18 protein-coding genes are annotated in these 19956 nt (G+C 67.7%); 14 read left to right on the top strand and 4 right to left on the bottom strand.

Annotation, left to right across the window (positions count from 1 at the left end; translation table 11 throughout):
• Positions 1-23: 23 nt before the first annotated feature.
• From WEG36_05050 to WEG36_05030, 5 genes are all read left to right on the top strand, one after another.
• A complete protein-coding gene (locus WEG36_05050) occupies positions 24-887 on the top strand; it encodes a hypothetical protein (GenBank protein MEX1256968.1) in 864 nt (287 codons plus the stop codon).
• A 4-nt stretch (positions 888-891) separates the two neighbouring features.
• Entirely contained in the window at positions 892-1395 is a 504-nt protein-coding gene (locus WEG36_05045) for a hypothetical protein (protein MEX1256967.1), read from the top strand.
• 3 nt (positions 1396-1398) lie between these two features.
• Positions 1399-1989: a DUF4202 domain-containing protein gene (locus WEG36_05040; protein ID MEX1256966.1), complete on the top strand. Its 591-nt coding sequence runs from the start codon at positions 1399-1401 to the stop codon at positions 1987-1989.
• A gap of 76 nt (positions 1990-2065) precedes the next feature.
• On the top strand, positions 2066-2836 hold the full coding sequence (locus WEG36_05035; protein MEX1256965.1) for a transglycosylase domain-containing protein: 771 nt from the start codon (positions 2066-2068) through the stop codon (positions 2834-2836).
• A 3-nt stretch (positions 2837-2839) separates the two neighbouring features.
• A complete protein-coding gene (locus tag WEG36_05030) occupies positions 2840-3406 on the top strand; it encodes a nitroreductase (GenBank protein MEX1256964.1) in 567 nt (188 codons plus the stop codon).
• Positions 3407-3427: 21 nt separating this feature from the next.
• Here the strand turns inward: WEG36_05030 and WEG36_05025 are convergent, their stop codons facing one another.
• Positions 3428-4018, bottom strand: coding sequence for an isoprenylcysteine carboxylmethyltransferase family protein (locus WEG36_05025; GenBank protein ID MEX1256963.1), 591 nt, complete (start codon positions 4016-4018; stop codon positions 3428-3430).
• A 42-nt stretch (positions 4019-4060) separates the two neighbouring features.
• Between WEG36_05025 and WEG36_05020 the strand changes: the two genes are divergently transcribed.
• The 4 genes from WEG36_05020 to WEG36_05005 all read left to right on the top strand — a co-directional run bounded on the left by WEG36_05020 (position 4061) and on the right by WEG36_05005 (position 10412).
• Positions 4061-4885, top strand: coding sequence for a DUF6544 family protein (locus WEG36_05020; protein MEX1256962.1), 825 nt, complete (start codon positions 4061-4063; stop codon positions 4883-4885).
• The gene (locus WEG36_05015) at positions 4882-5622 is read left to right on the top strand and encodes an alpha/beta fold hydrolase (protein ID MEX1256961.1); all 741 of its coding nucleotides are present in this window, start codon (positions 4882-4884) and stop codon (positions 5620-5622) included. The genes WEG36_05020 and WEG36_05015 overlap by 4 nt, the downstream gene beginning before the upstream one ends.
• A gap of 183 nt (positions 5623-5805) precedes the next feature.
• The gene (locus tag WEG36_05010) at positions 5806-8031 is read left to right on the top strand and encodes a DUF6351 family protein (GenBank protein MEX1256960.1); all 2226 of its coding nucleotides are present in this window, start codon (positions 5806-5808) and stop codon (positions 8029-8031) included.
• A gap of 44 nt (positions 8032-8075) precedes the next feature.
• Positions 8076-10412, top strand: coding sequence for a pyruvate dehydrogenase (locus WEG36_05005; GenBank protein ID MEX1256959.1), 2337 nt, complete (start codon positions 8076-8078; stop codon positions 10410-10412).
• Here WEG36_05005 and WEG36_05000 read toward each other — a convergent pair.
• A complete protein-coding gene (locus tag WEG36_05000) occupies positions 10409-11572 on the bottom strand; it encodes a pyridoxal phosphate-dependent aminotransferase (protein MEX1256958.1) in 1164 nt (387 codons plus the stop codon). The two genes, WEG36_05005 and WEG36_05000, sit on opposite strands and share 4 nt — an antisense overlap.
• 172 nt (positions 11573-11744) lie before the next feature.
• On the opposite strand from WEG36_05000, the gene WEG36_04995 reads away from it, so the two are divergent.
• Both WEG36_04995 and WEG36_04990 read left to right on the top strand, forming a co-directional pair.
• The gene (locus WEG36_04995) at positions 11745-12101 is read left to right on the top strand and encodes a hypothetical protein (GenBank protein MEX1256957.1); all 357 of its coding nucleotides are present in this window, start codon (positions 11745-11747) and stop codon (positions 12099-12101) included.
• A 7-nt stretch (positions 12102-12108) separates the two neighbouring features.
• Positions 12109-13593, top strand: coding sequence for an aldehyde dehydrogenase family protein (locus WEG36_04990; protein MEX1256956.1), 1485 nt, complete (start codon positions 12109-12111; stop codon positions 13591-13593).
• Between the two features lie 51 nt (positions 13594-13644).
• On the opposite strand, the gene WEG36_04985 is transcribed toward WEG36_04990, so the two are convergent.
• Both WEG36_04985 and WEG36_04980 read right to left on the bottom strand, forming a co-directional pair.
• Positions 13645-14655, bottom strand: coding sequence for an NADP-dependent oxidoreductase (locus WEG36_04985; protein ID MEX1256955.1), 1011 nt, complete (start codon positions 14653-14655; stop codon positions 13645-13647).
• Positions 14656-14712: 57 nt separating this feature from the next.
• The gene (locus WEG36_04980) at positions 14713-16269 is read right to left on the bottom strand and encodes a M28 family peptidase (GenBank protein ID MEX1256954.1); all 1557 of its coding nucleotides are present in this window, start codon (positions 16267-16269) and stop codon (positions 14713-14715) included.
• A 171-nt stretch (positions 16270-16440) separates the two neighbouring features.
• Here WEG36_04980 and WEG36_04975 point away from each other — a divergent pair, with 171 nt between their 5' ends.
• The 3 genes from WEG36_04975 to WEG36_04965 form a co-directional block, all read left to right on the top strand.
• Positions 16441-17625, top strand: coding sequence for a CoA transferase (locus WEG36_04975; GenBank protein MEX1256953.1), 1185 nt, complete (start codon positions 16441-16443; stop codon positions 17623-17625).
• Positions 17622-19187 (top strand): acetolactate synthase large subunit, encoded by a 1566-nt coding sequence (locus WEG36_04970; protein MEX1256952.1) that lies wholly within the window; start codon positions 17622-17624, stop codon positions 19185-19187. The genes WEG36_04975 and WEG36_04970 overlap by 4 nt, the downstream gene beginning before the upstream one ends.
• 309 nt (positions 19188-19496) lie before the next feature.
• On the top strand, positions 19497-19956 hold a 460-nt coding region (locus WEG36_04965), incomplete at its 3' end, for a hypothetical protein (protein MEX1256951.1).

The raw sequence follows: 19956 nt of genomic DNA, 5'->3' as shown, positions 1-19956 counted from the left end.
CCACCCTTCGCTTTCGGAGGCATATGATCCCCGCCGCACCCCATCATGCGTCACCTCCCGTCGCCCCGGAAGGGCGGCTCGGAGCCTCGGGTTTCGCCGTGGCCCTCGCGCTTCTCCTTTCGGCGTGCGCCGGCGACGCGCCTCCTCCTCCGGAGGAAGCAGGGCCGGAGATCGTCTACGGCACTGCGGTCCCCCTCGGCGGGGGGAACATGCGAACCTACATGGTGAGCGAGGGCGACCTCCCGGTCGAGCTCGGCGTGGCGTTCGACGAGGCGACTCTGGCCACCCTTCCTCCGCAGCATGGTCCTGGATCCGTCCCAATGCCGGACGGGAACTCGACCTACCAGCACATCCTCGAGCTTCCGGCCGGGCATGGAACGCCCTTCCAGTTCGCCTTGGTGGACTGGAATCCGGGCGGCCACGAACCCCCGGGGGTCTATGACATCCCGCACCTCGACTTGCACTTTTATCTCGTTTCGGACGAGACCCGGATGGGAATCGACCCGATGAACCCGGAGTTCATGGCCATGGCGGCGGCGATGCCGGCTCCCGAGCTCATGCCGCCGGGCCACATTCATCCGATGCCGGAGCCCACCGCGGTCCCGATGATGGGTGTTCATTGGCTGGATCCGGCCTCGCCCGAGGTCGCGGGCACGGGGGCCTTCGCGAACACTTACATCTACGGAACCTGGAACGGGGAGCTGATCTTCATGGAGCCGATGATTACCGTCGCGCTCCTCCAGGCGCGGCCAAACATCCGGCAGATTGTCCCGGTCCCGGAGAGATACGCGACCCCCGGCCACTACCCGACCGAATATCTGGCCCGCTGGGACGAGGGGGCGCAGGAGTACAGAGTAGCCCTGTCCGGCTTCCGGCCCGCCGGGTGAGACATTGAGGTTCTCCGGGTCCCATCGGAGGGCCGGCCGGCTCGCGGCATGGACCGTCGCGCTGGCGCTCATCGGTGCGCCCGGCGCTTCGGCCCAGTTGTTATATGGAGGCCACCTTGCCCACGCCGCGGACGCCTTCGGGGGGACGACGGGGGTCGGGGCACGCGTCGGTCTCGGCCTTCCGGCGCTGCCGATCCAGGTCCTGGCGGGGGTGGAGTACTTCTTCCCGGGATGTTCGGGGGCGTGCGGCTTTCAGGGGCTCTCGGTCGACGGCAACGTCTCTCTTCCCTTTCCCCTTCTCGCGCCCTACGCGACGGGCGGGTGGGTCCTGCGCCGCTACGACCCACCCGATGCGGCGGATGCCAAGACATTCTCGGGAGTGCATTTCGGCGTGGGAATCGGCGCGGGGATCGCGGGGGCCAGAGCCTTCGGCGAGGCGCGGTACGAGTTCGTCAGGGCGCCGGAGCGGCAGCTCGTCCTTCGCGCGGGGTTTATCATCGGCGGGTGACCCGTGGGCGACTCTCCACTCCTGGCGCGCGCCCTCGCCCGCATTGACGCGGTCAACGCGGAGGACCCGAGGACCGAGCGGGCCGGCGGCGTGGACGAGCCGAAGGAGCTCCTGTACTCCCGGCGGATGTCCCGGACGCTCGATCGCTTCTCTCCCGGCGCATCCGAGCCGCTTCGCCTCGCGGCCCGCGCCCAACACATCGCCCGTTGGAGGATTCCGCGGTCCGACTATCCCGAGGGACGGGAAGGATACCGCGCCTGGCGGACGAAGCTCCTGGACCTCCATGCCGAGCTCACGGCGGGGATCCTGCACGACGTCGGGTACCCGCGGGAGACCGCGGATCGGGTGACCGCGCTGATCCGGAAAGAATCCCTCAAGAGAGATCCGGAGGCGCAAGCGCTCGAGGACGTGGTCTGCCTCGTTTTCCTCGAGCATTATTTCGATGACTTCGCGGATAAACACGACGAAGAGAAGCTCGTGGGAATCCTCCGGAAGACGCTGGCGAAGATGAGCGCGAACGGCAGGGAGGAGGCACTGCGAGTCGAGGTCGCTCCGCGGGGCGCCGCGCTCGTCGCGCGGGCTCTGGCGCGGTAAGGTCGGTTTGGCCGCGCCCCCGACTTCCGCGAAGATCGCCCCTCGCCGTCCGAGGCCTGGGCTTGCCGCGTGCGCCGTGGCGCTCTTCCTCGCCCTCGCATTCGTCTGGATCCCCTGGCCCTGGGGGCTCTCCAGCCGGGATCCGGAGCGCACCGCCCTGATGCGCCAGCGGATCTCCGAGGCGCGGAGCGCCGGGGATACGCTCGCGATCCGTCACGACTGGGTGCCGCTCGATCAGATCTCCCCGAATCTCGGGCGCGCGGTGATCCTCGCGGAGGACCAGCGTTTTCCGGAGCACGACGGAGTGGACTGGCACGCGCTCGCCGAAGAGGTCCAGTGGGAAGGCCGGGAGATCTTCTCCTGGACCCATCCGGGCGATCTTGTGGCGCTCGCGTCCGCGCTCCGCTACGCATGGGACCATCTCGAAGAAATCCGCGGCAGGAGCACGATCACCCAGCAGCTCGCGAAGAACCTCTACTTCGGGACGGACCGGTCCCTCCTCAGGAAGGGGATGGAGCTCGTGGTCGCGCGACGCCTCGAGATGACGCTCGGTAAGGACCGGATTCTGGAGCTCTATCTGAACATTGCCGAGTGGGGACCGGGGATCTTCGGGGCCGAGGCGGCGTCCCGCGCCTACTTCGGGCGGGGCGCAGACGCACTCACCCTCGAACAGGCGGCCGCACTCGCCGCGACCCTTCCGCATCCGCTCACCTCCAATCCGGCGCGCGCGCCGGCCGAGATGCGGTGGCGCCAGTCCATCATCCTCGATCGGATGCGCCCCCAAGCTCCGGCTCCGCCGGAGCCGCCCCCGGCGATCCCGGCGCCGATTTCACCGATACTCCCCTGAGCCATGGCTACCGACATCATCGAAGCAATTCGCCGTCGCAGGTCCATCAAGCGCTTCACTGCGAAGCCCGTTTCCCGGGAGGAGATCACGCGGCTTCTCGATCTGGCGGTCCTCGCGCCCAACCATCGCATGACCGAGCCGTGGAGCTTCCTCGTCCTCGGTCCCCTGGCGAAGCGGGCGTATGGCGAGATCAAGGGGCGCAGCCGAGCGGCGAAGGTGGAGGATCCGGGAGCCGCCCGGGCGGTGTTGGAAAAGACGGTCTCGGGAATGGAGGCGGTTCCCGCGATGATCGCCTTCGTCCAGAAGGTGTCGCCAGACGCCGAAGTTCGAGAGGAGGACTACGCGGCCGTATACATGGGGATCCAAAACTTCCTCATTGGTGCGACGGCCTCGGGATTGGGTACCCACGTGCGAACCGGCGGGGGGCTGGACTCGGCCGAGACCCGAGCTGCGCTCGGGGTTGTCGAGGGGGAACGGATCGTCGCGCTGGTCGAGGTCGGCGAGGAAGGTGAGCCGCCGCGCGAAAAGCCGCGCACATCGGCCTCGGAACGGACCCGCTGGCTTCCCTGATGCCCGCCCGCGGGGCGAACGTCAGGGGAGGACGATGAGGACCGGAAGGAGCGACGCGGCCTGGGCCCACTTCACGACCTCGACGACGATCAACACGAGGGGAATCGCCATGCAGTCGCGCAGCGCGCGCGCGAAGTTGCGCGGATTCACGGGGACCGTGTCGCCCAGATCGAGGTCTCCGAAGCTGGGAATGAAGCGGGGGACGGAGGCCCGATAACGCTCGTACACGGGCCCGAACACGCCGAGGAGGTTCTTTTCCTCGGCGTGAATCGTCGGCCAGTGCGTCAGAAAAAAGACGACGGCGAAGCCCACGGCCAGTGTGGCGGACCCGAAGGCGAATCCCGCGCCCACGAAGCCAATGAGAGAGAAAAAGTAGAGGGGGTTGCGGACCATGGAGAAGGGCCCGTCCGTCACGAGGGTGTCGTTTTTTTTCCCGGCGACGTACAGGCTCGCCCAGGCGCGCCCTCCCGCCGCGAGAACTACGAGGAAGATCCCGGCGGAGGCGAGAAGGACGCCGGCCAGCGATTCTTCGTCCAAGCGGGGACCCGTCACGAGCGCGAGGAGCACCACGGGAACGATGAGGAGCCGAATGAGGCGAATGCGCGGGGGCATGAGTCCGAGAGCGGGAAGGGAGCCGAAGGGACGGAATATACTATGAAGGGGATTCGGGGCGACCTACTCCCTACGAGTTTTGCTGCGCCCCTCCTGGGCCTCCTCTTCGGGACCGCCTGCGGCGGGGGGGGGCCCGCCGAGACGCTCCGCGAAGAGCTCGCCGTCCTCGGGCCCGGCGATCCCTTCGATCCCGCCTCGGTGGCTGGGCTTCCCGAACCGGCGCGCCGCTATCTCCGCCGCTCGATCGCGCCGGGAACGCCTCTCTCGCGCTCCGTGGAGCTCGAGATGTCCGGAGAGATCCGGCTGGAGCCCGCAGGGGATCCGCTCGCCATCGTCGCGGACCAGATTCTCGCACCCCCCCTCGGCTTCGTCTGGAACGCGCGGGCGGGCCGGGGAATCATGCGAATCCAGGGGTTCGATCGCTACGGCTCCGGGGAGGGGGAGATGCGCTGGCGCTTCTGGGGCACGATTCCCGTGATGAGCGCGAGGGGCGCGGACGTCACCCGTTCGGCGGCCGGACGACTCGCGATGGAGGCGGTCCTCCTTCCTTCGAGTCTCGTGCCGGGGAAAGGCGCGACCTGGGAGGGGGTGGACGATCGGAGCGCGCGTTTCCGAATGCGCGTGGGGGAAGAACCGGTCGAGAGCACGCTCGAAGTGGACGCGGACGGGCGCCCGGTCCGGGTGAGCGCGATGCGCTGGTCCGAGGATGCCGGCCCCGGATACGATCTCTTCGTGGTGGAGTTGCGAGGCGAGCTGGAGGTGGACGGATACCGGATCCCGAGGGAGCTGACGGCCGGGTGGCGGCTTGGGGCCGAAGACGAGTTTCGCTTTTACCGGGCCACCCTTCAGCGAGCGCGCTTCCAATGAGCCTTCCCATCGTATTCCTGCACGCTTTTCCACTCGACGCGTCCATGTGGTTGGACCAGGCTTCGGCCGTTGCGGACCGCACGGTTCTCGCACCGGACTTCCCCGGATTCGGATCCCGCCCCGCGGGCCCCTCTTCGTTGGACGAATTCGCGGATGTCGTGCTCGCCGACATGGATGCGGCGGGGGTGGAACGGGCCGTCGTGGTGGGTCTCTCGATGGGCGGATACGTCGCCTTCCGGATCCACGCGAAACGCCCGGACCGGATCGCCGCCCTCTTCCTCGCGGATACCCGTGCGGGTCCAGACGACGAAGCGGGGCGAAAGCGCCGGGCGGATCAGGCCGAGCGGGTCCGCCGTGAGGGGGTCGCCTGGCTGGCCGGCGCGATGATTCCGGGAGTGCTCGGTGAAACGACGCGGAGCGAACGGCCCGAAGTCGTGGAGAGAGTGCGTTCGCTCGTCTCGGGGGCCGACCCGGAGGGAGTGGCGCGCGCGTTGCTGGCCATGCGCGATCGCCCGGATTCGCGACCACAACTCGAGCGGATGGACTTTCCAGTGGTGGCGGCGGTCGGCGAGGAGGACACCCTTACGCCGCCCGCTGAGTCGCAAGCGATCGTGGACGGGGTCCCCCAGGGGAGATTCGTGGCGATACCTGGGGCGGGGCATCTCTCCAGCCTCGAGGAGCCGACCCGGTTCAACGCGGCGCTCGGCGCCTTCCTTGCGAGACTGGACCGCCGTTGACCTCCACCCGGCATCGCCGGCGCGGGAGTTTTCGGAATGCCCGGCCCGCGGGGGGGGGTGTACGCGCTCCACCGGAGCGGCGGGGACACGCTTCCCTGGCGCCGGTGCGAGCCTCGGTCGCACTTTCACTTCAGATCTCGTTCGGTTTCGCCGGACCTCAGCATCCGTAGGGAGGACCGCACCATGCACTTCGCCGATTCGCCCATTCGCAATCCCATCGTTCTGGCCATGTTCGCCGCCGCCACTTGGGGACTGGCCGCTTGCGGCGGGGGCGGAAGCGGAGAAACGACGCTCCGCACGGTCCCCACGCCCGCCGACTACGTGAGCGGAGGAGAGACGCTCGTCCTGCTCGAGGCGCCAGGGGGAGCGGACCTCGAAGACTTCGAGATCACCCTGAACGGGGGCGACGTGCGATCCGCGTTTCGCCCGGCCCCGTCCGACCGCCTCGGCCGGGAGAGTCATGCCTTCCTTGGGCTCGTCGAGGGGCTGGCCGAGGGCACGAATACGATCACCGCGACGAGGCGTGGCGTCGAAGTGGCCTCGCTCTCGATCACGAACTACCCGATCGAGGGGCCGATCTTCTCCGGAGAGCACCTCCAACCCTACCTATGTCTGAACGACCTTTCACCGGGGGGAAATGGTGAGCCCCGCCGATTCTCCCTCGGGAACGACGAGACCCTCGGCGGCCCGGCACAGGACGCGAGCTGCTCCTATCCCACACGTGTGGACTATCTCTATCGTGCGGCCGGCGAGAACGGTTCGCCTTCGCCGCTGGCGAGCCCGGCCTCCCTCCCCGCAAATGTAGATCTCGTCGTGACCTCTCTCGGCGATACGGTCCCCTTCATGGTTCGACTCGAGACAGGGACGATCAACCGGGCGATCTACCAGTTCGCGGCGCTGGTGGATCCGGCGAACCCCGAGCCCGATCCCTGGAATCCGCCTGTGGGGTGGAACGGGCGGCTCATCTACACCTTCGGCGGCGGGTGCGAAGCGGGATTCTTCCAGGGGACTGCGACGGGCGGCGTCCTTCGGGCAGACCTCCTCGCCTCCGGATACGCCGTCGCATCCTCGACCCTGAACGTGAACTCGCAGGGGGGCTGCAATGATCCCCTTTCGGCGGAGACCACGATGATGGTGAAGGAGCGCTTCGCGGAGACTTTTGGGCCGCCGCTCTATACGATCGGAAACGGAGGATCCGGCGGCGCGATGCAGCAACTCCTGATCGCGGGCGCCTACCCCGGAATCCTCGACGGAATTCTTCCCACGCTCACATTCCCGGACGCAATCACCAACTTCATTGATGCCACGGAGTGCAGCCACCTCCTTCGACCCTATCTGAACGAAACGGCGCTCGACGAGGAAACGAAGCGCGTGATCGGAGGGTGGGCGGTCTGGGCGACCTGCGACCGGTCTCTCGCGGCGCGCCCGAACCGTGTGGCGCCCTACGACTGTCCGGCGGTCATTCCCGAGTCGCAGGCCTACGATCCGGCCACGAATCCCACCGGGATCCGCTGCTCGATCTACGACGGGATGCGAAACGTCTTCGGAACGCGGATGTATCCGGAGATCGAGCCGACGCCCGTCTCCGAGTTCGCGAGAAGCCCGCACGACAACGTCGGAGTGCAGTACGGGCTCATGGCGCTGAACGCCGGACGGATCTCCAACGAGGTCTTCCTCGACCTCAACGAGCGAGTGGGCGGATGGGACATCGACGGCCGCTGGAGGCCGGAGCGGACAACCGCCGACCCCGACGCGCTTCGAATCGCGTACGAGACCGGGCGAGTCACGAGCGGGACGGGCGGGCTCGCCATCACGCCGGTCATCGAGGAACGCGCCTACCGCGATTTCACCGGCGACTTCCACACGAGTTACTACTCGTTCGTGACCCGCGCGCGGCTGATCCGCGACAACGGGCACGCGGACAACTACATCATGATCCGCCGGGGGGGAACGCCCTCTCCGAGCTCCCTCGAGATGATGGATGCCTGGCTCAAGAACCTCGCCCTGGACGAGTCCGCGGATCCCCAGATAACGCGGATCATGCGCGCCAAGCCGCCGGAGCTCCTGGAAAGCTGCTGGGACGAGGAAGGTGTGCAGATGGTGGAACCGCAGACCTTCGACGAGGGAAGCCTCTTCAACAACACCGCAGGGCGATGCAACGCGCTGTTCCCGCCCCACACGGGGCCGCGGATGGTGGCGGGCGGGCCGCTCGCGAACGACATCCTCAAGTGCCAGCTGAAACCACTCGACCGCGCGGATTACGGGGCGCTCTTCACCGACGAAGAATGGGCGCGACTGGGGCGGATCTTCCTGGAGGGGGTGTGCGACTGGTCGAAGCCGGGGGTGGGTCAGGTTCCGCAGGTGGGGACCTGGCTTTCTTATGGTCCGTCCCCGGTCAACCGGTACTGAGGACGCGCAGATAACTTGCCGGAACCGCCGCCGCGACCGTGCCGATGACCAGTACGCTCATCGAGTCGACCGAGACCGCCGAGTTCCCGCGGACGCTCGACCGGGTCCAGCGTCGCGTCCTCTGGCTCGCGGTGAGCATCGTCCACCACGCCAACAAGGTCCGGCCGAATTTCTCGGGCGTGAAGGTGGGGGGGCATCAGGCCTCCTCCTCCTCGATGGTGAGCATGATGTCCGCGCTGTATTTCGCGCATCTTCGAGCGGAGGACCGCGTGTCGGTGAAGCCGCACGCGGCGCCCGTGCTCCACGCGATCCAATACCTTCTGGGAAATCTCGATCGGCGGTACCTCACCGAGCTCCGTGCATTCGGGGGGCTCCAGAGTTACCCGAGCCGCGTGAAGGATCCTTTCCCCGTGGACTTTTCGACCGGGTCGGTGGGGATCGGTGCGACCGGGACGATCTGGAGCGCACTTGCGCATCGTTACGTCGCGGATCACTTCGACGTCCCGCCGAGCGGTCGCCAGATCGCCCTCGTGGGGGACGCCGAGCTCGACGAAGGGGCCTGTTGGGAGGCCATCGTGGATCCGATGGTCCCCCGCCTCGGCGAGGTCCTTTGGGTCATTGATATCAACCGGCAATCCCTGGATCGCGTCGTTCCGGAGATGGCTACCGGGCGCATCGAAGGGATGTTTGAAGCGGCGGGTTGGCACTGCGTGACCGTGAAGTACGGGGCGCTCCTCACGGAGATCTTCCTTCGTCCCGGGGGGGAGGCTCTGCGCCACCGTATAGACGGGATGGCGAACGAGGAGTACCAGCGTCTCCTCCGATCCGACGCCACGGAGCTGCGCGACCGCGTTCCCGGCGACGGTCCCGGGCGCGCGGAAGTTCGGCGGGTGCTCGCCGGGCTCGACGACGACGAGCTCGTAGCCGCGATCCGCGACCTGGGAGGTCACGATCTGGGCGCGCTGGTGCGCGCCTATCGCGAAGCGGACTCGGTGTCGGATCGCCCCTCCGTCGTCTTCGCCTACACCGTGAAGGGGTGGCGCCTCCCGATTCAGGGGCACCCTGGAAACCATTCGGCCCTGCTGAGGACCCGGCAGTGGGAGGAGCTGGGGCGCGAGCTCGGGGCCGACCCCGCCGACCCCTGGCGCCCCTTCGACGAGGGGAGTGGAGAGGCTCGCCTCTGCGTGGAGGCGGCCGAACGGCTGCGGCGGGAAGAGCGGCGGATGAGACCGGTTCCGGCGATCCCGCGCGATCTGGGGCGAAACCACCACGGGATGGCCTCGACCCAGCAGGCCTTCGGGCGCTTCTTCAGCGATCTCGCGCGAGAGGCACCCGAAGTGTCCGGGCACGTGGTGACCGTGAGCCCCGACGTCGCCTCCTCCACGAATCTCGGAGGGTGGATCAACCGCGTGGGCATCTGGAGCGTCCGTGAGCGATTCGATTGGTTCGCCGACGACGCGGAGCGGCTCGTGAAGTGGCGCGAGGGGATGCGCGGCCAGCACATCGAGCTCGGGATCGCCGAGATGAACATGACGGGGCTCCTCGTGGAGCTCGGGCTGACCTGGGCGCGGGATGGCCAGCCGCTCCTTCCCGTGGGGACGCTCTATGACCCCTTCGTGACCCGGACGCTGGAGCCCTGGGCCTTCGGTCTCTACGCGGGCGGGCAGTCCATCCTGGTGGGGACCCCTTCGGGCGTCACCCTGGCACCCGAGGGAGGCGCCCACCAGTCCGTCATCACGCCCTCCATCGGGCTCGAACAGCCGGGGTGCATCGCCTGGGAGCCGGCCTTCGGACAGGAGGTGGAGTGGGCCTTCCTCGCCGCCCTTGGCAAGTTGGGCCGCCCCGGCGGTACCTCCGCCTACTTCCGCCTCTCCACGCGTCCGGTCGAGCAGGAGCTCGCCGCCATCCCGGAGGATGAGGAACGACGCGAAGAGCGCCGGCGCCACGTTCTCTCGGGAGGGTACCGCCTCCGCGAATCGGCTTCCCCCCCGCGCGTGACTCTCGTCGGAGTAGGGTCGATCCTCCCGGAAGTGATCGCGGCCGCGGAGGAGCTCGAAGAAGGAGGCGTCCCGACGGACGTCGTCTGCCTCACCTCTCCGGATCTCGTCTTCCGGGCGCTCCGGGCGCGCCAGGGATTCGGGACCGAGGACACGGCGATCCTCGACGCCCTGTTTCCGGCCGACCGAGTCGCTCCCCTAGTGACCGTCCACGACGGGCACCCACACACCCTCGCCTTCCTCGGCGCGGTGCGGGCGGTGCCAATCGTGAGCCTCGGGGTGACCGGCTTCGGCCAGTCGGGCGACCTGAAGGATCTCTACCGGCACTTCGGGCTCGACGCCGACACGATCGTAGGCGCCGCACTCGACCTGGTGGACGCCTAGTTCGCGGCCTTCGAGCTCGAGCTCCCCAACAGCCCTTCCATCCTTCGAAGCGCTTCCCGCAAGTCTTCCTGCGAAGCGGCGAAGGAGATACGCGCGTACCGCTCACCGAACTCCCCGAACGAAGTCCCGGCCAGGAGCGACACCCCCGCCTCGTTCAGGATCCGGCGCTCGAACTCCGCGCTCGACATCCCGGTACCCTTGACGTTCGGAAAGACGTAGAAGGCTCCACCGGGCTCCGAGCAGATAATCCCACGAATCCGGTTGAGCCCCGCGACGACGAGGTTCCGACGCGCGTGGAATTCCGCCACCATCGTGCGGACCGGCTCCTCCGGTCCGGTCAGCGCGGCGATCGTCGCCATCTGGGAGAAGGCGGCGGTGCAGGAGACGCTGTTCGTCATCAGCCGTGCGACCGGCTCGACGAGTGCCTCGGGAAGAACCGCATAACCCACACGCCATCCGGTCATCGCGTAACTCTTCGAGAGCCCGTCCAGGACGACGGTGGCTTCGGGCATCCCCGGGAAGCGGGTGACGGAGAGGTGCTCGCCTCCATACAAGAAGTCCTTGTAGATCTCATCGCTGAGGACGACCGCTCCCGTCTCGGCCGCGAGCTCGGCCACCAGCGCGAGCGTCCCCTCCGGGATCACGTTTCCACATGGGTTGCCGGGCGAGTTGAGGACGACGAGCCGCGTCTTCGAAGAAAAAAGACCTCGAATCTCGTCCGGATCGGGGTTGAAGCCGAGCGATTCGCGGAGCCGCATCGGGACCGGCGTCGCACCGGTGAAGCGAATCATGGATTCGTAGATCGGGAATCCCGGGTTCGGATAGATCGCCTCATCGCCTTCTTCGCACAGCGCGAGAATCGTGAAGAAGAGAATGGGTTTCGCGCCGGGTGTGACGACGATGCGCTCCGGTGAAATGGGGAAGCCCAGACGCTTCCCCATGTCGGCCGCGATGCAGGCGCGCACCTCGGGGAGCCCTGCTGCCGGCGTGTAGTGCGTGAATCCGCGATCGAGAGCGTCTTTCGCGGCCGCAACGATGTGATCCGGAGTGTCGAGGTCGGGCTCCCCGATCCCGAGATTGACGATCGAGCGCCCCTGGGCCATCAGCGCCTTGGCGCGCGCCAGGGCCTCGAAGGCGGTTTCCGTGCCGAGTCTCGCCATCCGGGAAGAAAGTCTCATAGGGCGACCACCATCGCGAGGGTTTGTGGATGCGGCAAGCCACGACTCTGAAACTTGTAATTGTTCGGTGGGTCTGGTACCCTGAATCGGGCAAAATACGGGCCGCCCGGTCGAATGTCCGAGTAGTAAGTCACCCAAGTGTCGGGGAGGAAATATGCGACTTCGAATCCTGATGGGCTTGGGAGCTGTGACACTTACCATCGCTCTCGGGGCGGACCAGGTGGAAGCGCAGCGCCTTCTGATCCTCGTGGGGGGGCCGGTTTTCGCGTCGACCGATCATGAGAATGCGAGCTCGAAAACGGGCCTCTTCGTTGCGGCCGGGACGTCCTTCCTCATCAACGAACGATTCTCGATCGATCCGTTCGTTGGCTTCCCAATTACGGACTCGATCATGGGAGCCTTGGGCGCCGCGGCCGACTTCGGTCTCACCGAGCTGTTCGAGGACTTCGAAGAGAAGTCGAGAACCTATTTCCTTTACGCTTCGGTCGCCATTCCCCTCGGCGGCACGTGATCTGACGATGGCGACGAAGGCGGCGGAGCTCGGCATTCCAGAGGTGGCGAGGAGATTCCTCGACGGCAAGGCGAAGCGCCTCTTCATCGGGGGCGAGTGGGTCGAAGCCGCCGACGGGAGAACGTTCGAGACTCCGAATCCCGCGACGGGGGAGACGCTGGCGGAGGTCGCCTTCGGAGGCAAGGAAGACGTGGATCGCGCCGTGCAGGCCGCGCGGAAGGCGTTCGACGACGGGAGCTGGACCGGGCTCCATCCGAAGGATCGGGAAGCGATCCTGCGCCGCCTCGCGGATCTGATGGCGGAAAACGTCGAGGAGCTGGCGACCCTGGAAGTGCTGGACAACGGGAAGCCGATGCGGATGGCCCGCGCCGAGGCGGCGGCGGCGGCCGAATATGTGCGGTATTACGCGGGGTGGCCGACGAAGATCACGGGAGACGTCCTTCCGTCCGCGCCGACCCACCACAAGTACGTGCGGCGCGAGCCGGTCGGGGTCTGCGGGCAGATCATCCCCTGGAACTTCCCGCTGATCATGGTCACGTGGAAGGTCGCGCCCGCGCTCGCCTGCGGGAACACGGTCGTGTTGAAGCCCGCGGAGCAGACGCCGGTCAATGCGCTTCGTTTCGCGGAGCTCGCCACCGAGGCCGGCGTCCCCGCCGGGGTCCTGAACGTGGTCACCGGGGACGGGACGACCGGCGCGGCGGTCGTCGCCCACCCCGGGGTGGACAAGATCGCCTTCACGGGCTCGACCGAGGTGGGAAAGAAGGTCATGGCGGCGGCGGCGGGGACGGTGAAACGCGTCTCCCTGGAGCTCGGCGGGAAGAGCCCCAACATCGTCTTCGCCGACGCGAACCTGGAGAAGGCGGTCCCGGCGTCAATGATGGGCGTCTTCGCCAACTCCGGCCAGATCTGCACCGCGGGGACGCGCCTCTTCCTGGAGCGCCGGATCCATGATGAGTTCGTAGAGCGCCTCACGGCCTTCGCGGGAAAGCTCAAGGTCGGACCCGGGCTCGAGGAGGGGGTGCAGCTGGGTCCCGTCGTCTCCGAAGAGCAACAGAGCCGGATCCGAGAGTATCTCGAGACCGGGCCCGAGGAGGGCGCGACCGCGGCGCTCGGCGGTCATGTGAAAGAGGGACCAGGCTACTTCATCGAACCCACGATCTTCACCGGCGTCAACAACGACATGCGCATCGCGCGCGAAGAGATCTTCGGACCGGTCGTGTCCGTGATCCCCTTCGAGGATGCGGAGTCGGCGGTGCAGCTCGGCAACGAGACCGAATACGGCCTGGCCGCCGGAATCTGGACGCAGGACATCTCGAAGGCGCACCGCGTGGCGGCTGCGCTGCGCGCGGGGATCGTCTGGGTGAACACTTATGGAGAGTTCGACGCGATGACGCCCTTCGGGGGCTTCAAGTCGTCAGGGTACGGACGCGAGCTGGGCGAGGCGTCCCTCGAGCTCTACACCCAACGGAAGTCGGTCGTCATCCGCCTCTGAGCCGGGCTCGCACGCGCGGCCGCGCCCGCCGGACCGCCTCGGAGCCCCAACTCACTCCGCGTCGTCCACCTTCACGACCATCTTGCCGAGGTTCGCCCCGGTGAAGAGGCCGATGAAGGCCTCCGGCGCGGCTTCGATCCCTTCCACGATCGTCTCCCGCACCGCGATCCGCCCCGTCCGCAACCATTCGGACATGTCGGCGAGGAATCGCTCGCGAACATGTTCGTATCTCGAAACGAGAAACCCGCGGAGCGTGAGGCACCACCCGACCGCCCGGGAAAGGTTCGCCGGACCCGGTGTGAGCTCGGTGTCGTTATACCGGGAGATCGAGCCGCAGAGCGCGATTCTCCCGAAGACCCGCATCTGACCGATGGCGGCTTCGAGAAGCTTCCCTCCGACATTGTCGAAATAGACGTCGAGCCCGTCGGGGGCGCCCTCCCGAAGGTGGTCCGAGAGCTTGCCCTCGCGGTAGTCGAAGGCGAAGTCGAATCCCAGCTCGTCCGTGAGGTGGCGGACCTTGTCCGGTCCCCCGGCACTCCCGAGCACCCGGCACCCTTTGAGCCGGGCGATCTGGCCCGCCACACTTCCGACGGCCCCCGCGGCGCCGGAGACGAGGACGGTCTCTCCGTCCTTCAGCTCCGCGATTTCGAAGAGCCCCACGTATGCCGTCATCCCCGGCATCCCGAGGACGCCCAGGTACGCCGAAGGGGAGGCGACCATTTCCCCGATGGCGCGAAGCCGATCCCCCGGCGCGCAGAACGCCTCGCGCCAGCCGAAGGCGCTTACGACGAGATCTCCCTCGGCGAATTGGTCGTCTCGGGAAGCCACGACCCGCCCCACGGCACCCCCCGTCATCACTTTCCCCACCTCGTACGGCGGCGCGTACGACTTCTGGTCCGACATGCGCCCCCGCATGTACGGGTCCACGCTGAGGAAGAGATTCTGGACGACGACCTCGCCCGGCCCCGGATCCCCGATCTCGGCCTCGACGATCGAAAAGTCCTCGGGCACCGGCATCCCGACGGGCCGCCGGCGCAGGCGCACTTCCCGGCCGCGGATCATCGGTGGGCTCCATTGGTCATGGCACGGGTTTCGCCGGTCATCTTGTAGCCTCTCTGGTCACGGATCGAGAGCGGCGCGGGGGGCATTCGCTAGTTCCTCGATGAAAAAGGCGAAGAAACGAGCCGCCCGCTCTAGTCCCGGGACGGAAATCGTGCCCAGAACGTCACCGCTGGTGTGGTACATCGGGCCCGAGTGGATCGCCTGCACACGAGGGACCCCAAGGGGGGCGTACCCGCCCAGGTCCCCCGGCACGCCGGAGCCGAAGGTGGGCCGGAGGTTGAAGCCGGTCCGCTCCATGCCGCGGAGGGCGGTGTCGGCGATGAAGGGCGCCTCGTTGCTGATCCCGAATCCCATCGGCTGCTCGGTCGCTTCGACGCGCCAGTCGCCGGGGCGAATCTCGAGTTGCGAGACATGCTCGAGATTGAGCGCGAGGACCGCACGTTCACCGATTTCGGGATTCATCCGCACGAAGTTCGAAGGTCCGTTTAGCCCGCTTCCGTGATGCCCCGCGCTCGCGACGAAGATGAGGGTCCGGGGCGGCCGCGCATCCTGCGAAGCGAAGTGGCGCGCCAGCGCGAGGAGAACCGCGAGACCGTCTCCATTGTCCCCCGCGCCGTCGAACCAGCCGTCCGCGTGCGCGTTCACGATCACGACCTCGTCGCTTTCGCCTTCGAGGATGCCGACCGCGTTCTCGGCGGTCAGCCCCTCGAGCGTCTGCGCGCTGAGGGAGAGCGTCGCGGCGATCCCGGGCTCGATCCCTCGCCGCGCCGCTTCCTCGATCGCGGCGATCAGGAACGCGCCATCGGCGGTGCCCAGGTTGAAGCAGGGGCCGCCGCAGTTGCCGAAGTCCCGCACATGCATGTTCCCCGTCTGCTCGACCACGTTGAGCACGGCGACGGCGCCCGCCTCGAAAAGGGCGCGGGCCCGCTCGACGGTGCCGCCACGCTCCGAATACACCCCCCCCGCCGGCCGGACCGACTGCACTGCGATTCTCCCCCGAAGGACATCGCCGGACAGTATCACGGCTTCCGTGATCGCCCCGGCGAAGACGAGGGGCGCGGAAATAGCCCCATCCGGGATTTCGGATCCGCCGGTCGGGAATGCCGACTCGAGGACGAGGTCGACCGTTCCATCCCCGAAACGCCCATCCCCCGAAAGGCTCACCTCCCACTCGCGGGGCCACCACATTCCGGCGCTCGCCTCGAAGGTCTGGACCTGGACGTCGCGGAGTCCAGCTGCCCGAAACTGCTCGGCCACCCATTCCATCGTGTCCGTGAGGGAAGGGAACCCCGCAATCCGCCCCCAGAGGCGATTCCCGACCGCGCGGCTCGCGCGGGAAAATCCGGTGATTGTCTCGACATCGGCGACGATGCGCACTCCCGCGAGCTCCGGTCGAGCCTCTTCTGCGGCGGGGACGAGGGGCGCGGGAAGCGGAAGATCGGCCGGAATCGCGACGACGGGGACGTGCGGGTTTCCGAGCCCCGAAGGAAGGGACAATCCGAACCACGGAGCCCCGCCGCCCGGTCCCTGAGCTGTCAGGGGCACCGCGCCGATCGCACCAATGAAGGTCACGAGAAGGGTGGTCCGCGTGGAGAGGGTGATGTGGCTTCTCATGGCGGTCCTCGGAGCGGGTGGATCCAGGCCGAGCTGCGGAGGGATCGGACGCCGGGAAGGGCGACCCCTGGCTCGGCGTCCCTCGCGGTACAAGGTTGGAGGACGTTCGGCCCGGCGCAATCGAGGGATCGGGGACCCGGCTCGTGGCCCAAAGGCGGGAGGTGGAAGCGGATGGCGCGACTTCTCGACGGAGTCCGGGTCCTGGACTTCGGGCGGTACATCGCGGGTCCCTGGTGCGCGGCACTCCTCGGGGACCTGGGGGCGGAGGTGATCCGGATCGAAAAACGGAGGGGAGGCGAGGACCGCTATCTCGTGCCCGTGTCCTCGGAAGGTGAAGGGGCATTGTTCCTCCAGGTGGGAAGAAACAAGCTCGGGATGACGCTCGACCCCGTGACGGAGGAAGGCCGGGAGATCGTGCGGCGCCTCGTTGCGACGGCGGACGTGGTTGTCGTCAATCTTCCCCCGTCCGGGCTCCGCGCGATGGGGCTGGACTACGAGTCGGTCCGCGGGATTCGCCCCGACGTCATCCTGACGACGGTCACAGCGTTCGGGACCGGCGGCCCGGCGAGCGACCGGGTCGGTTTCGACGGGGTCGCGCAGGCGCAGTCGGGCGCCATGCACCTGAGCGGCCCCCCGGACCGGCCGATGAAGGCGGCGGTCCCCTTCGCGGATTTCGGGACCGCCACGCTCGCCGCCTTCGGGACCGTGGCCGCGCTCTGGCATCGCGAGCGGACGGGAGAGGGGCAACATGTGGACGCATCCCTCCTCGCGACCGCGCTCAGCTACACGAACGCGAGCTTGATCGAGCAGGCCGTGAAAGAGACCGACCGGGTCGGGAGCGAAAACAGGGGACAAAACGCAGGTCCGTCGGATACCTTCGCGACCCAGGACGGATGGATCCTCGTCCAGTGCGTCGGGGACCCGCTCTTCCAGCGCTGGTGCGGGCTCATCGGGGAGGAAAGCTGGTCTCGGGACCCGCGGTTCCGCGACGACCAGGCGCGGGGCGACAATGGGGAGCTGCTTAGCGCGCGCATGGCGGTGTGGTGCGCCGAGCGGACGACCGAAGCGGCACTCGCTGAGCTCGACCGGGCTCGCGTGCCCGCAGCCCGCGTCCTCGCTCCCAAAGAGACGCTGGAAGACGAACACATCCAGGCGATGCGGTTCTTCCGGGATATTCCCTATCCCGGGATGCAGCGCCCGGCACCGGTATCCGAAACCCCCGTTCGCTTTTCGACCATGGAGGCAGGCGTGCGCGTGCGAGCACCGAGCCTCGGCGAGCACACGGACCGAATCCTCGTCGGGCTGGGGTACGGGGAGGAAGAGATCCGGGCCTTCCGCTCGAAAGGCGTGATATGAGGGGGGAGCCGGGGCTCACCGGGGCGGATGTCCTCGTCCGGACCCTGGTCGCCGCCGGAGTCGAAGTCTGCTTCACGAATCCCGGCACCTCGGAGATGCACGTCGTCGCGGCGCTCGATCGGGAGCTCCGGCTCCGCGCCGTCCTCGGGCTCTTCGAGGGTGTCGTCACCGGCGCGGCGGACGGGTACGCCCGCATCGCCGGGAAACCCGCATGCACTCTCCTTCACCTCGGCCCCGGCCTCGCGAACGGGATCGCGAATCTCCACAACGCCCGAAGGGCGCGCGTTCCCCTCGTGAACGTGGTCGGGGATCATGCGGTCGGGCATAGACTCCTCGACCCGCCGCTCAACTCCGACATCGAGGGTCTCGCGGGGGCGGTTTCGGGGTGGGTACACCTCTCGAAGAGTTCTTCGACCGTGGGTGCCGACGCGGCCAGAGCGGTGGCGGCGAGTTACGGTCCTCCCGGACAGATCGCGACCCTGATTCTTCCCGCGGACGCGGCATGGAACCGCGCGGAGGGCGTCGGGGAAGCGATGGCTCCTCTCCGCCCCTCGATCCCGGAGTCGCGGGCGGTGGACATGATCGCCGAGCTGCTTCGTGGCGCGGGGGACGGCGCCACCCTCCTCATGAATGGCGACGCACTGTCGGAACGCGGGCTCGAATTGGCCGGACGAGTGCATGCCGCGACAGGGGCACGCCTCTTCGCGGACACCTTCGTCACGAAGATGGCCCGCGGGGGGGGGCGCGTGGCGGTGCCCAAGCTCCCCTATTACGGCGAAGATGTGCTTCGGCACCTCGCCGGCACGAGGCACCTCATCCTCGTGGGCACGAAAGCGCCCGTTTCTTTCTTCGCCTATCCCGGTGAGCCAGGCGCCCTGACACCGGAGGGGTGCTCGGTCCACGTCCTCGCCCGGCCGGATCAGCACCTGGTCGGCGCTCTTTCGGCCCTCGCCGAGGCCCTGGGCGCCTCGAGAGCCGACCCCGGAGCTGCGGCGCGCGAGGCCGTGCCTCTCCCCACCGGCGCACTGACACCCGATAGTCTGGGCCAGGCGCTCGCGGCGCTCCTCCCCGAGAATGCGATCGTGATGAACGAAGGGGCGACCGCGGCGCGCAGGATTCCCGGTTGGACCACGAATGCCGCACCGCACGATTGGATGGATCTGACGGGGGGAGCGATCGGGATGGGGCTTCCCGCCGCGGCGGGCGCCGCTATCGCCGCCCCGGATCGAAGGGTCGTCTCCCTCCAGGCTGACGGGAGCGGCATGTATACGGTCCAGGCGCTCTGGACTCAGGCCCGCGAAGGACTCGACGTGACGACGATCGTTCTCGCGAACCGCAAGTACGCGATCCTCGAGGGGGAGTACCGGCGCACGGGAGCCGGCGAGCCCTCTCCGAAGGGTCGAGCCCTCTTCGAGCTTACCCGCCCGGAGCTCGACTGGGTCTCGCTTGCCCGGGGAATGGGTGTCCCGGGGACCCGCGTCGGAACTGCCGATGCCCTCGCGGAGGCCATCCGAAAGTCGTTCTCCGAACAGGGTCCTTTCGTCATCGAGGCCCTTCTCTAGCATTCGGTCCGGCGCCGGATTCACCGCGCTGTAGAGTGCCTGCGGCGGCGGCGTAGCGCACGCGCCACACCCGAAGTGTTGGGATTCGGCAACAATTTCCGGGAATCCCCGGGATCCCTCCGCGGGACCACTCTCGTTATACCAGCATAAGTAACTGTTATGCATCGCCTTACCTACATATCGTTTCCGGCAAACCGCCCGGCATACGGATTGCGGTACCCCGGTTCGAGGAGATTTCCGTGTGGTGGGCCGACTTCGATTGGATGGTCGTGTCAGAGCCCTGGGTCGCTTTCCAAGGAGGGTGTGGAGATGAGGTTGACGCGGAGGGGATTCCTGGTGGCGATCGGCTGCGCCGTGACCTCGATCGTGCCGCGGGCAGGCGGGGCGGTCACCGCCATGGACCCAGGGGACGATGAGGAGATTTTCGCCTGTTACGTCCCCGCGAGCGGTACGGTCTATCGCATCAAGGAGCCTGGACTCCCCGATGCCTGTTTTTCGCCAGAGCACATTCAGTTCAGCTGGAAGGTCTCGGGCGAAGGTACGACTGGGCCACAGGGACCGGCGGGTCCTCAGGGCGATCCGGGTGCGACGGGAGCACAAGGCGAACCCGGCCCGACCGGTGCGCAGGGTCCGGAGGGATTCCAGGGGGAGCAGGGCCCTACCGGACCGCAGGGAGACACGGGTCTCCAGGGCCCCGAAGGACCGGCGGGTCCACAGGGCGATCCGGGTGCGACGGGAGCACAAGGCGAACCCGGCCCGACCGGTGCGC

This window comes from Gemmatimonadota bacterium (assembly GCA_040882465.1).
Lineage (GTDB): Bacteria > Gemmatimonadota > Gemmatimonadetes > Longimicrobiales > Gaopeijiaceae > JBBEBG01.
Note: the sequence above shows the minus strand (reverse complement) of the source record. Positions and strands in the feature narration are given on the sequence as shown.

Bases quoted from the DNA above. Each gene is read 5' to 3' on its own strand.
- WEG36_05050 (MEX1256968.1), top strand. From the start codon at position 24: ATGATCCCCGCCGCACCCCATCATGCGTCACCTCCCGTCGCCCCGGAA.
- WEG36_05030 (MEX1256964.1), top strand. From the start codon at position 2,840: ATGGCTACCGACATCATCGAAGCAATTCGCCGTCGCAGGTCCATCAAG.
- WEG36_05025 (MEX1256963.1), bottom strand. From the start codon at position 4,018: ATGCCCCCGCGCATTCGCCTCATTCGGCTCCTCATCGTTCCCGTGGTG.
- WEG36_05020 (MEX1256962.1), top strand. From the start codon at position 4,061: ATGAAGGGGATTCGGGGCGACCTACTCCCTACGAGTTTTGCTGCGCCC.
- WEG36_05015 (MEX1256961.1), top strand. From the start codon at position 4,882: ATGAGCCTTCCCATCGTATTCCTGCACGCTTTTCCACTCGACGCGTCC.
- WEG36_05010 (MEX1256960.1), top strand. From the start codon at position 5,806: ATGCACTTCGCCGATTCGCCCATTCGCAATCCCATCGTTCTGGCCATG.
- WEG36_05005 (MEX1256959.1), top strand. From the start codon at position 8,076: ATGACCAGTACGCTCATCGAGTCGACCGAGACCGCCGAGTTCCCGCGG.
- WEG36_05000 (MEX1256958.1), bottom strand. From the start codon at position 11,572: ATGGCGAGACTCGGCACGGAAACCGCCTTCGAGGCCCTGGCGCGCGCC.
- WEG36_04995 (MEX1256957.1), top strand. From the start codon at position 11,745: ATGCGACTTCGAATCCTGATGGGCTTGGGAGCTGTGACACTTACCATC.
- WEG36_04990 (MEX1256956.1), top strand. From the start codon at position 12,109: ATGGCGACGAAGGCGGCGGAGCTCGGCATTCCAGAGGTGGCGAGGAGA.
- WEG36_04985 (MEX1256955.1), bottom strand. From the start codon at position 14,655: ATGATCCGCGGCCGGGAAGTGCGCCTGCGCCGGCGGCCCGTCGGGATG.
- WEG36_04980 (MEX1256954.1), bottom strand. From the start codon at position 16,269: ATGAGAAGCCACATCACCCTCTCCACGCGGACCACCCTTCTCGTGACC.
- WEG36_04975 (MEX1256953.1), top strand. From the start codon at position 16,441: ATGGCGCGACTTCTCGACGGAGTCCGGGTCCTGGACTTCGGGCGGTAC.
- WEG36_04970 (MEX1256952.1), top strand. From the start codon at position 17,622: ATGAGGGGGGAGCCGGGGCTCACCGGGGCGGATGTCCTCGTCCGGACC.